Origin of the sequence: Nocardia sp. No.11 (assembly GCF_038752175.1) — a bacterium.
GTDB lineage: Bacteria > Actinomycetota > Actinomycetes > Mycobacteriales > Mycobacteriaceae > Nocardia > Nocardia canadensis.
Genome location: NZ_JBCGFB010000003.1, coordinates 1 through 14,309, shown reverse-complemented (window position 1 = coordinate 14,309; position 14,309 = coordinate 1). Strand labels below are relative to the sequence as shown.

The 14,309-nt window shown below is 70.9% G+C and carries 18 protein-coding genes and 1 pseudogene; 9 read left to right on the top strand and 10 right to left on the bottom strand.

The genetic code is table 11. From position 1 onward, the window contains the following. Positions 1–42: 42 nt before the first annotated feature. Entirely contained in the window at positions 43–441 is a 399-nt protein-coding gene (locus tag V8688_RS01750; protein WP_342800010.1) for a DUF4279 domain-containing protein, read from the bottom strand. Positions 442–829: 388 nt separating this feature from the next. Then, positions 830–1,204, bottom strand: a complete 375-nt coding sequence (locus tag V8688_RS01745; protein ID WP_342800009.1) for a hypothetical protein — start codon at positions 1,202–1,204, stop codon at positions 830–832. 46 nt (positions 1,205–1,250) lie between these two features. Here V8688_RS01745 and V8688_RS01740 point away from each other — a divergent pair, with 46 nt between their 5' ends. Continuing rightward, positions 1,251–1,715, top strand: coding sequence for a helix-turn-helix domain-containing protein (locus tag V8688_RS01740; protein ID WP_316573989.1), 465 nt, complete (start codon positions 1,251–1,253; stop codon positions 1,713–1,715). Positions 1,716–1,803: 88 nt separating this feature from the next. On the opposite strand, the gene V8688_RS01735 is transcribed toward V8688_RS01740, so the two are convergent. Then, positions 1,804–2,499 carry a nitroreductase gene (locus V8688_RS01735; RefSeq protein ID WP_316573990.1) on the bottom strand — a complete coding sequence of 232 codons (696 nt, stop codon included), beginning with the start codon at positions 2,497–2,499 and terminating at the stop codon, positions 1,804–1,806. 266 nt (positions 2,500–2,765) lie between these two features. Between V8688_RS01735 and V8688_RS01730 the strand changes: the two genes are divergently transcribed. After that, positions 2,766–2,927: a hypothetical protein gene (locus V8688_RS01730; RefSeq protein WP_218718883.1), complete on the top strand. Its 162-nt coding sequence runs from the start codon at positions 2,766–2,768 to the stop codon at positions 2,925–2,927. A 204-nt stretch (positions 2,928–3,131) separates the two neighbouring features. Next, positions 3,132–4,985, top strand: coding sequence for an N-6 DNA methylase (locus tag V8688_RS01725; protein WP_342800008.1), 1,854 nt, complete (start codon positions 3,132–3,134; stop codon positions 4,983–4,985). Here V8688_RS01725 and V8688_RS01720 read toward each other — a convergent pair. Beyond that, positions 4,979–5,602 carry a TetR/AcrR family transcriptional regulator gene (locus V8688_RS01720; RefSeq protein ID WP_218718881.1) on the bottom strand — a complete coding sequence of 208 codons (624 nt, stop codon included), beginning with the start codon at positions 5,600–5,602 and terminating at the stop codon, positions 4,979–4,981. The genes V8688_RS01725 and V8688_RS01720 overlap by 7 nt on opposite strands. On the opposite strand from V8688_RS01720, the gene V8688_RS01715 reads away from it, so the two are divergent. After that, a complete protein-coding gene (locus V8688_RS01715) occupies positions 5,583–5,909 on the top strand; it encodes a hypothetical protein (RefSeq protein WP_342800007.1) in 327 nt (108 codons plus the stop codon). The two genes, V8688_RS01720 and V8688_RS01715, sit on opposite strands and share 20 nt — an antisense overlap. Positions 5,910–5,913: 4 nt before the next feature. Here V8688_RS01715 and V8688_RS01710 read toward each other — a convergent pair whose 3' ends face one another. Both V8688_RS01710 and V8688_RS01705 read right to left on the bottom strand, forming a co-directional pair. After that, positions 5,914–6,429 carry a gamma carbonic anhydrase family protein gene (locus V8688_RS01710; protein ID WP_316573992.1) on the bottom strand — a complete coding sequence of 172 codons (516 nt, stop codon included), beginning with the start codon at positions 6,427–6,429 and terminating at the stop codon, positions 5,914–5,916. Between the two features lie 7 nt (positions 6,430–6,436). Then, on the bottom strand, positions 6,437–7,393 hold the full coding sequence (locus V8688_RS01705; RefSeq protein WP_342800006.1) for a helix-turn-helix domain-containing protein: 957 nt from the start codon (positions 7,391–7,393) through the stop codon (positions 6,437–6,439). Positions 7,394–7,464: 71 nt separating this feature from the next. Here V8688_RS01705 and V8688_RS01700 point away from each other — a divergent pair, with 71 nt between their 5' ends. Then, entirely contained in the window at positions 7,465–8,235 is a 771-nt protein-coding gene (locus V8688_RS01700) for an MBL fold metallo-hydrolase (protein ID WP_218718877.1), read from the top strand. A 41-nt stretch (positions 8,236–8,276) separates the two neighbouring features. Here the strand turns inward: V8688_RS01700 and V8688_RS01695 are convergent, their stop codons facing one another. Beyond that, positions 8,277–8,897 carry a hypothetical protein gene (locus V8688_RS01695; RefSeq protein ID WP_218718876.1) on the bottom strand — a complete coding sequence of 207 codons (621 nt, stop codon included), beginning with the start codon at positions 8,895–8,897 and terminating at the stop codon, positions 8,277–8,279. An 81-nt stretch (positions 8,898–8,978) separates the two neighbouring features. Here V8688_RS01695 and ald point away from each other — a divergent pair, with 81 nt between their 5' ends. Further along, on the top strand, positions 8,979–10,091 hold the full coding sequence (gene ald / locus V8688_RS01690; RefSeq protein WP_316573995.1) for an alanine dehydrogenase: 1,113 nt from the start codon (positions 8,979–8,981) through the stop codon (positions 10,089–10,091). Positions 10,092–10,105: 14 nt separating this feature from the next. Here the strand turns inward: ald and sigJ are convergent, their stop codons facing one another. Beyond that, positions 10,106–11,044: an RNA polymerase sigma factor SigJ gene (gene sigJ, locus V8688_RS01685; RefSeq protein WP_218718874.1), complete on the bottom strand. Its 939-nt coding sequence runs from the start codon at positions 11,042–11,044 to the stop codon at positions 10,106–10,108. 117 nt (positions 11,045–11,161) lie between these two features. On the opposite strand from sigJ, the gene V8688_RS01680 reads away from it, so the two are divergent. After that, positions 11,162–12,094, top strand: coding sequence for a cobalamin biosynthesis protein (locus tag V8688_RS01680; protein ID WP_342800005.1), 933 nt, complete (start codon positions 11,162–11,164; stop codon positions 12,092–12,094). A 55-nt stretch (positions 12,095–12,149) separates the two neighbouring features. Then, positions 12,150–12,701: a dihydrofolate reductase family protein gene (locus V8688_RS01675; RefSeq protein ID WP_218718872.1), complete on the top strand. Its 552-nt coding sequence runs from the start codon at positions 12,150–12,152 to the stop codon at positions 12,699–12,701. A 10-nt stretch (positions 12,702–12,711) separates the two neighbouring features. Here V8688_RS01675 and V8688_RS01670 read toward each other — a convergent pair whose 3' ends face one another. Together V8688_RS01670 and V8688_RS01665 are read right to left on the bottom strand one after the other, a co-directional pair. Then, entirely contained in the window at positions 12,712–13,581 is an 870-nt protein-coding gene (locus V8688_RS01670; RefSeq protein WP_342800004.1) for an SURF1 family cytochrome oxidase biogenesis protein, read from the bottom strand. Further along, complete coding sequence (locus tag V8688_RS01665) at positions 13,581–14,084, bottom strand: low molecular weight protein-tyrosine-phosphatase (RefSeq protein ID WP_218718870.1); 504 nt, start codon at positions 14,082–14,084, stop codon at positions 13,581–13,583. The genes V8688_RS01670 and V8688_RS01665 overlap by 1 nt, the downstream gene beginning before the upstream one ends. A gap of 44 nt (positions 14,085–14,128) precedes the next feature. Here V8688_RS01665 and V8688_RS01660 point away from each other — a divergent pair. Continuing rightward, positions 14,129–14,309, top strand: a pseudogene (locus V8688_RS01660) (hypothetical protein); the annotation flags it as partial.

Sequence of the window (14,309 nt, the reverse complement as noted above, 5' to 3'; positions counted from 1 at the left end):
CCCCCCCCCCCCCCCCCCCCCCACGGCCGTTTCACGCCCACCTCAGTTGTATTCATCGATATCGAGCTCCGCTCCGGTCGCCACCAGGAACTCGAGCACGGCCGTCGTGAGGTGCCAACCCAGTGGACGCGGCCAGTTGTGGACATCGGCCAGACTTGTGCCGCCGGGTGCACCATGGACACCATCGGGATCGTCGTAATGGCGCACGATCTGCATACTCGCGCCGACGTCGGGCCGGTCGATCAGGGAGAGCAGGCGGGGGAGTACCGGTGTCAGCCGGTCGATCAGGTACTCGATCTGTTCGTCGATGCTCTCGGGGCTGTGCCGGTGGATCTGCCAGCTGTGAGACCGGGGAAGGCGATGCTCCGCGGACCTGCTTCCCAGCACCCGGATCTCGTCCGGCTCCATGCTCAGGTGAACGGTCATATCGGCCGCGGTCATCGTCTCGCTGTACAGCGCGAAGTAGGAATACTGTCGGATCTTGATCACCGCGAGATCCCACCACGCGGCCGGCCGGTTGCCGAACGATTTTCGCGCGCACGAATTCGGCCGCCGAACCGCTGTCGACCAGGCGAAGTGGCGCAGGGAGTCGGTTACGGTGTGGCCGTGAAGGATTCTCGTGGAAAGGGCGCTGGCCGCCCCTGCCGGTGAACCCCGGCGCGTGGTCGGCTCCCGCCGCTGACCAGACCACGTATCTCGCTGATGCGCTCGCACTCGCCGCTGTGCACGGTCCGGGACCGTGGCCGCGGGAGGGGCATCCGTATCCGGACGAAGTGCCCGGCGCGCAGACCTTTCCGAGTTCGACTGTGCTGGACGGTGTCCAGACGCATCACTTCGCGAACGAGACCTCGTCGGCGGCCGGGATCGTGGCGGCGGTGCGGGCACTCGTCGCGGAACCCGACTCGCCCGCGCAGTGCTCCCGCTCGATCGGATCGCTCGCGGCCCGGGAACCGAGGTCCTCCGGTGGGATCCGGAAGGCAACAGCGACGGCATTGTCGAATCCGTGCTCTCGATGCTGTGCCGCGCCGCGCCGGGCACCGGGGAGCCTCTGGTGTGGGCCGGACTCCGTGGCTACTCCGTGCGGCTGCGGCGTGCGGCACTCGGTGTCCTGACCACGTGGTTCGGCGACGACCTGCCCGGAGAATTCGTCGACCGGGTGGCGGCGGCAGCCGCGGTCGAACCCGACGATGATCTTCGTGCGCACCTGTCCGCCGCCGCGCGTTCGGGGAACGGGCGCGCATAATGGCAGGGTGCGCTACGAAGAACTCGCCGAGGTCCCGTGCTCGATCACGCGGCCGTTGGTGATCTTCGGGGACCGCTGGACCTTGCTGATCCTCAAATACTGCTTCACCGGGATCAGGCGCTTCAACGCCTTCCAGAGCGCGCTCGGGATTTCGCGCGGTCGGCTCCAGGACCGTCTCGACCGGCTGATCGAGCACGAGATCCTGGTGAAGCGGCCCGCCGAGGACGGCGCCTACGAGGAATACCGCCTGACCGAGAAGGGGCACGCCATCTATCCGATCCTGATGGCCATCCGCGACTGGGGCGACACCTACATGGCCCCCGACGGCCCCCCGGTCGAATACCGTCACCGTGACTGCACCGGCGAGGCCCACGTCCACCTCAGCTGCGACGAGTGCGCCGCCGAGGTCACCGCCCGCGACATCGTCCCCGAACCGGGCCCCGGCATCACCTCCACCGCCCGGCCCGCCTGACGCCATCACCTGGACAAACGCGCACCATGCTCTGGGGTGCCATCGGCAGAGAACCGGTCGCCCCAGCGCGTGGTGATCTCGAGCGAGGTCAGCTGGTGTGCCAGGTGACCTGGTCGGGGAGGGCGGCGCGGGCGGTGCGGAAGGTGTTGATGGGGTGGGTGCGGTCGGGGTGACCGAAGGAGACGCCGAAGACGACCTTGCGGTGGTCCGGGAGGCCGAAGTACTCGCGGATGAAGGGGGAGTAGGAGGCCAGGGCGGCCTGGGGGGCGGCGCCGAGGCCGAGGGCCTGGGCGCCGAGGAGGAAGCTCTGGAGCCAGAGGCCGCAGTCGACGGCGCCGTAGGTGCCCAGGTCGGCTTCGGAGGTGACGACGGCGACGTGGGGTGCGTCGAAGAACTCGAAGTTGCGCACCATCTGGCGCATGGTGTTCTCGTGGTCGCCCTTGGCGATGCCGAGGCTGTCGTAGAGCTGGAAGCCGCAGGCACGCCTGCGCTCCCGGTAGATGCCGTCGTACTGCGCGGGGAACTCGAAATCCGGTGCGGCGCCGCTGGTCTGGATGTGGGTGAGCAGCGCCTTGCGGAAGCTCTCGGTGCCCTCGCCCGCGGTGACGACGACCTGCCACGGCTGGGTGTTGCACCACGACGGGGTGCGCGCGCCCAGGCTCAGCAGCCGGTCGATCGTCGCCCGGTCGACCTCGTCGGGAAGGAACTGCCTGCAGGTCCAGCGCTCGTCGGCGAGGCGCTGGAGGGCGGCGAAATCGCCGTTGTCGTGGTCGGTCGGCGCCATGGCGCGGCTCCTCGGTCGATCCGGAGAACTAGTCTCATTTTGAGACCACGTTAGCAGCCGGGCGTGCGACGCGGAACCCGCCCGCACCTACGAATTCGGGTGCGAACGGGTTCCGCGGTGCGCTCAGGCGCGAGGTCGGGAGAGCACCCGGAAAGCGACGCCGATGCCGATCCCGCGCCGCCGATCTCGGCGAACCGCACGTGATTGGCCAGCCCCTGGTCCCAATTCAGGCGCACGTGTAGAAGACGTACCAGCCGGACCGGATCGTGTCGGTGTACGCGCCGTTGGCGTCGAGCGCGCTGGCGACGGTGAACGATCCGCCGCCGCTGGCCGGCGTCGCAGGGTCCGCCGGTTCGGCGAACCAGGTCTCCGCGGTGACCGAGCTCGGGCCGGAATCGGTGCCCCCCGGGCTCCATGCCGACCACTAGCCGCGTGGCCTGCCAGCCGGGCCTCGTCCCAGGTGAGCTCGGAGTGGGTCAGGGCCGGGCGTAACCCCAAAATCGGTGGCACGAGCCACTGTTTGCCGGACGAAATGATGTTTCGGCAGGTAACGATCGGTTTTTCGCTCGGATACCGGTCCGCGGCCTCGCGCCTGCGGCACGACACCGGCCTCCCGGGGCAGAATCGAGCGCATGGCTTCGCAGGCCCGGGATGCCCAGGAGCGCAAACGGCACGGCAGGCACTACACCCCGCCCGCGCTGGCGCGGTTCCTGGCGCGACGGGCGCTGCTGCACGCACCGCGCACCGGCGAGCTCCGGGTGCTCGATCCGGCCTGCGGTGACGGCGAGCTGCTGCTGGCGGTACATCGCGAGCTGGCCTCGTCCGGCGTCACGGTACGGCTGACCGGCTATGACCTGGACCGGCGTGCGGTCGGCGACACCGCAGCGCGCGCCGCCGCCGAAGGGGTCGAGATCGATTGCCGAGCCGGGGATTTCCTCGCCGCGTCGACCCGGATCGCGGACGGTTCCTTCGATCTCGTCATCAGCAATCCGCCGTACGTGCGGACCCAGCAGCTCGGCGGGTCGACCGCGCAGCTGCTGAGCAAGCGGTTCGGGCTGCGCGGGCGCATCGACCTCACCCATCCGTTCGTGGCGATCGCACCCCGGCTGCTCGCCGCCGACGGCGTGCTCGGATTGCTGTGCGCCAACCGATTTCTCACCACCAGGGCCGGGGCGAATCTGCGCCGGATCCTCACCAGCGAACTGCATCCCGCCGAGCTCTACGACCTCGGTGACACCAAGCTCTTCGCGGCCGCGGTGCTGCCCGCCGTCACCGTCGCGACGCGCGCGCCCCAGGAGTGCGACTGCCGGTACGTCTCGGTCTACGAGGAGCTCGGGGCCGAACCCGATTGCGCGACCGACCTGTTCGACGCGCTGGCCGGGGACGCGGCCTGCGTGGTCGGCGCGGGCGGGCGGGTGTTCGCGGTCGAGGTGGGTGTGTTGTCCACCGGCCCGGTCGGTGCTCGGATGTCGGCGCCGTCCTCGGACAACACATCGATCGGGCGCGGCGGACCGAGCGTTCGACCCGGCGTGGGCTCCATGGAGGCGGGGGCGCCCTCGGCACTCCGGAGCGGTCGTCGGGGACCGGCGCCACCGGACCCCGACCGGCGCGCCGGAGCGCGGAGTCGATCCGGCGAGCTCGACCGGTCGAGTGTCGTGGCCCCGGACGATACCGCCTGGCGTATGTCACGCCCCGCCGTCGACCGCTGGCTCGGCCGCATCGCCGAGCGCACGTGGCGCACCTTCGGCGACACCGCCCGCATCCGCGTCGGCATCAAGACCACCGCGGACCGGGTGTTCATCTCCGACCGCTGGGATCAGATGGATCCGAGGCCGGAGCCGGAACTGTTGCGGCAGTTGATCACTCACCACGATCTGCAACCGTGGCGGATCGGGCGGGATCGCGGCACCAGGGTGCTCTATCCCTACGATCTCGGGCAGCCGCGCCGCACGCCCATCGATCTCGCCGAATTCCCCGGTGCCGCCGAGTATCTGCGGTCGCACGAGGAGGTGCTCGCCGGTCGCCGGTATGTGCTCGACGGCGGGCGGAAGTGGTTCGAGATCTGGGTGCCGCAGCGACCGCACCTGTGGGGTGCGCCGAAACTGGTGTTCCCGGATATCAGTGAGCGTCCGCGGTTCGCACTGGACCGCTCCGGCGCGGTGGTCAACGGGGACTGCTACTGGATCTCGCTCACCGATCTCGGCATCGGCGAGCAGGCGACCGAACTCGCGTATCTGCTGATGGGCGTGGCGAATTCGGCGTTGGGACTGCGATTCTACGACGCGGTGTGCGGCAACCGGCTGTATTCGGGCCGACGGCGCTGGATCACCCAGTACGTGGCCCGGCTGCCGCTGCCCGATCCGGCGGACCCGGCCGCGGCCGCGATCGTCGGCCGGGTGCGTGGCGTGCTCGAGGACGGGGTCCCCGCGGCGGCGGCGGGCATCGACGAGGCGGTGGCCGCCGCGTTCGGCGTGCCCGCTCAGTGAGCGACGCGGATGCCGACCATCGGCAGCAGGGTGCGGCGGGCGAAGTCGCGGCCCGCGGCCGGGTCGTCGAGCGGGATGAGGCCGTCGGGGGTGAGCGCCAGCGACAGCGCGAGCCGGGCCATGATCTCGGCGACGAGATCGGGTTCGAAGTCGGGCACCGTCGCGCCTGCCTGGAGTTCGCGCAGTTTGTCGGCGAGATATCCGCGGCCGACCGCGAGGATCGGGCCTGCTTCGGTGGTGAGCTTGGGCAGGATGGCCTCCGGCTCGGTGCTGAGCAGCCTGCGTAGTAGTTCGTTGCCCGCCAGGGTCGTCACGAACGCGACGAAGATCTCCACGAGCTGTTCGCCCGGCTCGGTGACCGCCCGTACCCGCTCATCGATCTCGGCCACATAGCGTTGCGCCTCCCGCACCCCGACCGCTTCGACCAGGTCGTTCTTGGATTCGAAGCGCCGGTACAGGGTGGCCGGACTGATCCCCGCCCGCCGGGCGATCTCGCCCATACTCGTGCGTTTGATCCCGAAATCGAGAAACGCCGACAGCGCGCTGTCGAGCAGCTTCTCCCCGTCGGTGACGGGCTTTTCCAGTATCCGCGCGAGGATGGACGAGACAGTGGGCATGGCCCCATTATCCCTGTGGGGACAGATCCAGTGCGGCCATCTCTTGTTCGATCGCGTTCGCCGCGAAATGGACGCCGCGGGAGCGGAGTTCGTGGACCCGGCACTGGAGTGCCTCGATTCCGCCGGGCTGGGCGGCAATATCGGCCACGCTGAGCCGTCCCCCCGCTCGGTGCACACCGGACTGCACGTATGCCACCGTGATACCTCCTACCTCGCGTACCCGGTGCCGGCCGCCACACTCATGGCCGGACGCAATACGCAGGGCAAATGTTATCAGGTATCCCTACTGGTCACTTGCTCAGTGTGACGTGTCACAACACCTCGGCGTCGCGATGGGTCGCCAGATTGTGGAGGTACACGGCGGCATTGAGCTTGATCCCGTCCAGCTGGGCCTCGGTGAGCTCGCGGCGCACCTTGCCGGGCACGCCGGCGACCAGCGAACCGGGTGGAATCTGGGCGCCCTCCGGGATCAGGGCATTGGCCGCGATCAGGCTGCCCGCGCCGATCACCGCGCCGTTGAGCACGGTGGCGCCCATGCCGACCAGGACGTCGTCGCCGACGGTGCAGCCGTGCAGGATCGCGTTGTGCCCCACCGAGACTCCGCTGCCGACGGTGAGCGGGAAACCGGGGTCGGCGTGCAGCACGCAGCCGTCCTGGATATTGGTGCGCGCGCCAATGGTGAGCTGTTCGAGGTCGCCGCGCAGCACGGCCGAATACCATATGCCGACCTCGGCGGCCAGGCGCACCCGGCCGATGACGGTCGCGTTCGGCGCGATCCAGGCAGTGTCGTCGATTTCCGGCGCGAACCCGGACACCTTGATGATCATGCGGTGATTATTGCGCCGCCCCCCGGAACTGGGCGCGGTGGGCCGCCGGACTGGTGCCGAGCATGCGATGGAAATGGTGCCGCAGACTCACGGCACTGCCGAAACCGGTGTCGCGCGCGATCCGGTCGACGGTCTCGTCGGTCGATTCCAGCAGCAGCCGGGCATGGTCGGTGCGCTGCTGCAACAGCCACTGCTGCGGGCTGGTGCCGGTGCGCTCGCGGAACCGGCGGGTGAAGGTGCGTCGCGACATGAGCGCCTCGCGCGACCAGAGATCGAGGTCGATGCCGGTCTCGAGGTGCGTGCGCGCCCACATCATGGCGTGCTCGATCGGGTCGTCGCTGTCCTCGGCGGGGACCGCGACCGGGATGAACTGCGCCTGCGAGCCGTTGCGGTGTGGCGCGGTGACCAGCGCGCGAGCCAGATCGGTGGCGGCGCGGGCGCCTAGATCGCCGCGCACGATGTGCAGGCAGCAGTCCAGCGCGGCGGCCACGCCCGCGGAGGTGATCACGTCGCCGAGATCGGTCCAGAGCGTGTCCGCGCGCACCCGTACCCGCGGATAGGCGCGGGCCATCGCCTCGGCGGCGGCCCAGTGCGTGGTGAGTTCGCGGCCGTCGGCCAGGCCGGTCGCCGCGATCGCCCACGAGCCCAGGCACAGACCGACCAGCCGGGCGCCGTTCGCGTGCGCGGTGTGCACGGCGTCGTTGAGCGCGGGGGAGACCTCCAGGTCGCGATGCCAGCCGGGGAAGACCACCATGTCGGCGCCGGCGACGGTGTCCAGGCCGTGGTGCACGGTGATGTCGAAACCGGCTGCGGTGGACAGGGTTCCGGGATGTTCGGCGCAGACCCGCACGTCGTAGGGTGACGCGTCGTCGACACCGGTGCCGGAGCGGCCGAGCACCAGGGTCGGCACCGACAGGTGGAAGGGACTGATCCCGTCGAACGCGACGACCGCCACCGAACGCATGGCCCGATCTTAGCGATGGTCGGCCTGGAGGCCACTGTCGTGGGGTGTCGCGGTCGGCGACAGTTGTCGACATGACCGAGACGATCACCCGCCCCACCCTGCTCGACGTCCTGCACATCGGTGGTCCGACCCTGCGCTTCCGGTACGGGGGCCTGACCTGGCTCACCGACCCGACCTTCGACGAACCCGGCGACTACCCCGGCCCGATCACGCTGCACAAGCTCAGCGGTCCCGCGGTGCCGGTGGAGTCGATCGGCGCGATCGACGTCGTACTGCTCTCGCACGATCAGCACGCCGACAACCTCGATACCGCGGGCCGCGCCCTGCTGGCCGACGTCGCGACCGTGCTCTCCACTCCGGATGCCGCCGGCCGGATCGCGGGCGTGCGCGGGCTGGTGCCGTGGGAGGTCGTGACGATCGGCGAGGTCGAGGTCACCGCGGTGCCCGCGCTGCACGGTCCCGAGGGCTGCGAGCCGCTCAGCGGTGTGGTGACCGGGTTCGTGCTGCGCGCGGCGGGCGAGCCGACGGTCTATGTCTCCGGTGACAACGCGTCGGTGGAGCTGGTCGGGCGGATCGTCGAGCGGATCGGGCGGATCGACGTCGCGGTGCTCAATATCGGCGCCGCCAATGTCGGCCGGTTCGGCGACAGCGACGTCACGCTCAACGCCAGGACCGCCGTCGAGGCCGCCGCCGTCCTCGGTGACGCCGTCGTGGTGGCGGTGCACGCGGAGGGCTGGGGTCACTTCAGCGAGTCGCTGGACTACCTCGAGCGCACCTTCGCCTACGCCGATCGCGCCGCGCAGCTCCGGATTCCGGTGCGGGGCGAGGTCTTCGCGGTCTGAGCGACCGTACCCGGCACCGATTTCCGTCACCCGCGCCCGAATCATCGGGCGCGGGTTTTTCCCACGATCGCAGGAGCAGACTTGCCGAACACACGGATGGGCAGCCGATCGCGCACGATGGTGCGGTTACTGCTGGCCCTGGTCGCGTTGGTGCTGGCGTTGTCGGCGTGTTCGTCGAACGGGTCCGGCTCGGACCGACCCGCCACGACCACCGCGTCGAAGACCTCGGTCACCGCGACCACTGCGGCGACGAGCTCGACCCCGCCCTCGGCGAACCCGGGTGACGGCGGCACCTCGGGACCGAGCCACGATTCCCCGCCGGGACCCGCGACGAACGCGCCGACAGCCGCGCCGGGCGGCACCGAGCCGACCATCCCGCCGGGCCACAACTGTGTGCCGGGACCGGACTGCGGGACCGACAGCTGCGGCCCCACCGAATGCGGCATGACGACGGAAGGATGCCCGCCGGGCGTTCCGATCTGCGGCATCGACAGCTGCGGCCCCCAGCACGACCAGTGCGGCACGACCGTGCCGCCCGTGACGACCACGGTCGCTCCCACCCCGACCACCACCTCGCCCCCGGCGACGACGCCGGAGGCGACCACCACGGCCCCGGCGACCACCTCGGCCACGGCCGCGCCCGACCCGGCGGTGACGACCACCGCGACGGCGCCGCCCGCCTAGCGACGACACACGACCGGTAACCCCCTGATTCCCGTCGGTGGGCGTCCTAAGCTGGCGCAATGACGGGAACAGGCGGAACGGTGGGTGTGCCGGCGGAGGTCAAACCGCAGGAGTTCCGGGTGGCGCTCACCCCGGCCGGTGCCACCGAACTGACCGCGCACGGGCACGAGGTGCTCGTGCAGGCCGGTGCCGGAACCGGATCGGGCTTCGGCGACGAGGACTATCTCGCCGCCGGCGCCCGGATCGTGCCCGACGCCGATACGCTCTGGGCCACGGCCGGGCTGATCCTCAAGGTGAAAGAGCCCATCGCGCAGGAGTATTCGCGGATGCGGCGCGACCAGGTGCTGTTCACCTATCTGCACCTGGCCGCGTCGAAGGAATGCACCGACGCGATCCTGGACTCCGGGATCACCGCCATCGCCTACGAAACCGTGCGGGCCGCCGACGGTTCGCTGCCGCTGCTCGCGCCGATGAGCGAGGTGGCGGGCAAGCTCGGCACCCAGGTCGGCGCGTATCACCTGATGGCGCCGATGGGTGGCGAGGGCGTGCTGCTCGGCGGCGTGCCCGGCGTCCGTCCCGCCGATGTGGTGGTGCTCGGTGGCGGGGTGGCCGGCACCAACGCGGCGAGCGTCGCGGTCGGGATGGGCGCGCGAGTGAGCGTGCTCGATACCAACCTGGCGCGCCTGCGCGAGCTCGACGCCCGCTTCGGCGGCCGGGTCGGCACCCTCGCCTCGCACGCGCTGGAGATCGAAAAGGCCGTGCTCGCCGCGGATCTGGTGATCGGCTCGGTGCTGGTGCCCGGCGCCAAGGCGCCGAAGCTGGTGTCCGACGAGCTCGTCGCCGGGATGCGGCCGGGTTCGGTGCTCGTCGACATCGCCGTCGACCAGGGTGGCTGCTTCGCCTCCACCCGGCCGACGACGCACGCCGATCCGACCTTCCCCGTGGCGGATTCGCTGTTCTACTGCGTCGCGAACATGCCCGGCGCCGTGCCGCACACCTCCACGGTCGCCCTCACCAACGCCACCCTGCCCTACGCGCTCGCGATCGCCGACAAGGGCTGGCGCGGCGCGTGCACCGCCGACCCCGGCCTGGCGGCCGGTCTCACTGCCGTCGACGGAAAACTGCTCTCCGCCGAAGTTGCCGCTGCGCACGGGTATTCGCTGAGTGCGTGAGGCCTGATCGCGTGCTAATCGCCCGCGCCCAGGTACCAGTCCGGCTCGCCATCGGTGGGCAGATCGTGGAGCTTGTCGGGGTTGCGGACGATATTGATCGCGACGATGCGGCCTGCGTCGACGACGAACGAGAACACGCCGGTGTTGGCGCCGTCGAAGACGACCAGGCCGGGCACCCCGTTGACCAGGACCGCGCGGCCCCAGGCGCCGGACGCCGACGGCGCGTGGTACCAGCCGAGCAGGGCCTTGGCGATGAGCTCGGCGCCGCGCAGCGGCTGGCGGACGGCGGGCACCTTGCCGCCACCGTCGGCGGTGAGCACCACGTTCTCGTCGAGCACGCCGAGCAGCGAGCTCAGATCACCCGAACGCCAGGCCAGCGCGAACGCCGAGACGACCTTCTCCTGTTCGGCCGGTGACGCCGGGAACCGCGGGGTCCCGGATTCGACGTGCTTGCGGGCGCGCGAGGCGAGCTGGCGGACCGCGGCCGGGGTGCGCCCGACGACCTCGGCGACCTCGGGACCGGTCATGCCGAAGACGTCCTGCAGGACGAACGCGGTGCGCTCGGCGGGCGACAGCGATTCCAGCACCACCAGCAGCGCGGTGGTGACCCGCTCGTCCTGGGAGATGCGGTCGGCGGGGTCGTCCCAGGTGGTGACCTCCGGCTCGGGCAGCCATTCGCCGACGTACTGCTCGCGACGGGCGCGCGCCGAGCCGAGCTGATCCAGCGCCAGCCGACCGGTGACCGTGGTGAGCCAGGCGCGCAGGTTGTCGATCTCGCCCGCCCTGCCCGCCTCATGGTGGCGCTGCAGGCGCAGCCACGCGTCCTGCACGACGTCCTCGGCGTCGGTGAGGCTGCCGAGCGTGCTGTAGGCGAGTCGGCGCAGGTAGGGGCGGTGTTCTTCGAAACGGCGGGCCAGCTGTGCCTGGTCGATCTGCGAGGGTACGTCGGTCATCGTGGTTCGCCGTTCGGTCGTCTGGCCCGGGTCCGGGCGAGTGTATGAGGGTGTCGCAGAGAGGACGAACCAGCGGGCACGGGTGTGACATTCCCGCGGTCGACTACCCTCGGCCGGGTGCAGAAGGGGACATCGACCGCGGTCGGGCTGATGCTGGGGTTCGCGCTCGATCGGGTGTTCGCCGATCCGCGCCGGTGGCATCCGGTAGCCGGATTCGGCTCCGCGGCAGCGGCGTTGGAACAGGTGACCTACGCCGACGAGCGGCGGGCCGGGGTGGTCCACGAGGTGGTCGCGGTGGGTTCGGTGCTGGGTTTCGGGGTGCTCGCGGCACGGGGCGGCGTGGTCGCCACCGCGCTGGCGACCTGGACCGCGCTGGGCGGGCGCAGTCTGGCGCGTGCCGGGCACGCGATGGCCGAGCGGCTCGACGCCGGCGACCTCGACGGGGCCAGGCAACTGCTGCCGTCGCTGTGCGGACGCGACCCGTCGGTCCTGGACGCGGACGGGCTGGCCAGGGCCGCGCTGGAGTCGGTGGCCGAGAACACCTCCGACGCGACCGTCGCGCCACTGCTGTGGGGCGCTGTCGCCGGGGTGCCCGGACTGCTCGGGTACCGGGCGGTCAACACGCTCGACGCGATGATCGGCTACCGCAACGAGCGCTACCTGCGGTTCGGCTGGGCCGCCGCGCGAACCGACGACCTGGCGAACGTGGTGCCCGCCCGGGCGACCGGGTTGCTCACCGCCGCACTCGCCCCGCTGGTCGGGGGCACGCCCGCCGCCGCATGGCGGGCCTGGCGGCGCGACGCGAGCAAGCATCCGAGCCCGAACGCGGGCGTGGTGGAAGCGTCCATGGCCGGGGCCCTCGGCGTCCGGCTCGGCGGCCGCACCCAGTACCGGCATGGTGCCGAACTGCGGCCGACGCTCGGCGACGGGCCCGCGCCGAGCACCGCCGATCTGCGGCGCGCGGTGCGCATGTCCGAGGCGGTGCAGCTGGGGTCACTGGTGGTCGCGGTGGCGGTCGCCGGAGTGTTGCGGCGCGCGCGTCGCGGTTAGCCTGCTATCTCTCGCTGGACCGATGAGTTTCGAGCGTGGAGGAGGTCTACCCCGCATGAGGAAACTGATCTATGGATTCGGCGTGTCCCTGGACGGCTACGTCAACGACCGCGACGGCAACATCGATTGGACCGAACCCGACGACGAACTGCACCAGTTCCACAACGATCGGTTCCGCGATCTCGAGATCGTGCTGAACGGCCGTCGGCTGTACGAGCTGATGGCCGACTACTGGCCGCACGTCCCCGAGGACGCCCCGCCGATCCAACGGGACTTCGGCCGGCTCTGGACGGAGAAACCCAAGGTCGTGTTCTCCCGCACGCTCACCGAGGTCCGGTGGAACAGCAGGCTGGTCGCGGCGAACGCGGTCGAGGAGGTCCGCAGGCTCAAGGCCGACGGTGACGGCGTGATGGAGGTCGGTGGCGCGAGCCTGGCGTCCTCGCTGATCCCGCACGGGCTCATCGACGAGTACCAGGTGTACATCTCGCCCGTGCTGCTGGGCGGCGGCACGCCGATGTTCCCCGCGCTGGATCAGCGCATCGGGCTCCGGCTGGTGGAGACGCGGCACTTCGCGACCGCGGTGCTGCTGCGCTACCTCGCCGAATGAGACGCGGAACTCAGCGGTTGCGGCCGTAGCGGTCGGCCAGACGGGCCTCGGTGGTGGGCGCGGCCTGCGCGCTCGGCTCGGTCGAGACGGTCGCGGACTCGGGTGCCGCGGGCGCTTGCGCGCGGTCGCGACGGCGCGCGCGCAGTTCGGCGACGACGAAATAGCCGAGGCCGAGCGGGGCCATGATGCCGAACGCCAGCCACTGCAGGCCGTAGGACAGGTACGGGCCCGCGTCGAGCTGGGGGAGCGGGCTGGGGGTGAAGGCGCCGGGCTGGCCCGCGGCGAGCTGGAGGTAGCCGCCCTTGTCCGTGCCGGTGGGGATGGGCGTCAGCGCGGTGCCGAGGACGGTGGATTCCTGCCCGGTGTCGACGGTGTAGACCTGGCGATAGCCGTCCTGGGTGCTCGGCGGCTTGTCCGCGACGACGCCTTCGGAGGCGCGCACCCGGGCCTCGAGCCGCTGCGGGCCGGTCGGCGGCGCGGCGATCGCCGGGGGACGGGTGCCGTCGACGGCGGCGACCAGGCCACGGTCGACCAGCAGGGTGCGGCCGTCGTCGAGGCGGAACGCGTTGAGCACGGCGTAGCCGGGGGCGCCGTCGAGATGACGCAACCGGACCAGGACGGTCGACTCCGGGACATACGTGCCGCTCGCGGTGACCTTGCGCCATTCGGTGTGCGCGCTCGGGTCGCCGTCGAGGACGCTGTCGACGGTCACCGGATCGGCCTGCACGGAGTCGGCGATCAGCTGGTTGCGGTGCTCGGTGCTGGTGTTCTTGCCCAGCTGCCACGGCGCGAGCACGGTGAAGCACAGATAGGCGAACGCCACGACGATCACCGCGAGGATGAGCCAGCTCGGGCGCAGCAGGAAGGTGAGTTTGCGCATCAGCGGTGCGCGTCGGCGGTGGCGCGGGCGTCGAGTTCGGCGTGCACCCAGTCGAGCAGGCCGGGGATGGCGGCTTCGATCTGGTCGCGGACCAGGTCGAAATCGGTCTGGTCGCCGTAGTACGGGTCGGGCACGTCACGGCCGTCGGCGGCCGGGTCGAAGCTGCGCAGCAGCCTGCGCTGGTCGGTGGCGACGCCGCGCTGGGCCAGCTCCCGGTCGTGCCCGGTGTCCAGGGCGACGATCAGGTCGGCGTCGCGATGCTCGGGACCGAAGGTGGCCGCAGTGTGCTCGGTGGGGTAGCCCGCCCGGCGCAGCGTCGTCTCGGTACGCGGATCGGCCGGATCGCCGACATGCCACGATCCGGTGCCCGCGCTGGTCACCCGTACCCGGTTCGCGAGACCGGCACGGTACAGGTGCGCTTCGAACATCTTCGCCGCCATCGGCGACCGGCAGATGTTTCCTGTGCAGATGAATGACACGTGCAGCTGACCCACGCCTGCCATTGTCGCCCGTGCCGCCGAATCGCCGCCACGTAGGGTGTTCAGTTGTGTTCCAGGACTCCGTCGACCCCGCGATGCTGCGCCACCACGGCGACGTGGACGCGCGCCCTGGCATGCTCGATTTCGCGGTGAACGTGCGCGGCACCGCCCCGCCCGCCTGGTTGCGCGACCGCCTCGCCGCCCGCCTGGACGACCTGGGCCGCTACCCGAGCGCCGAGGACGAGGCCG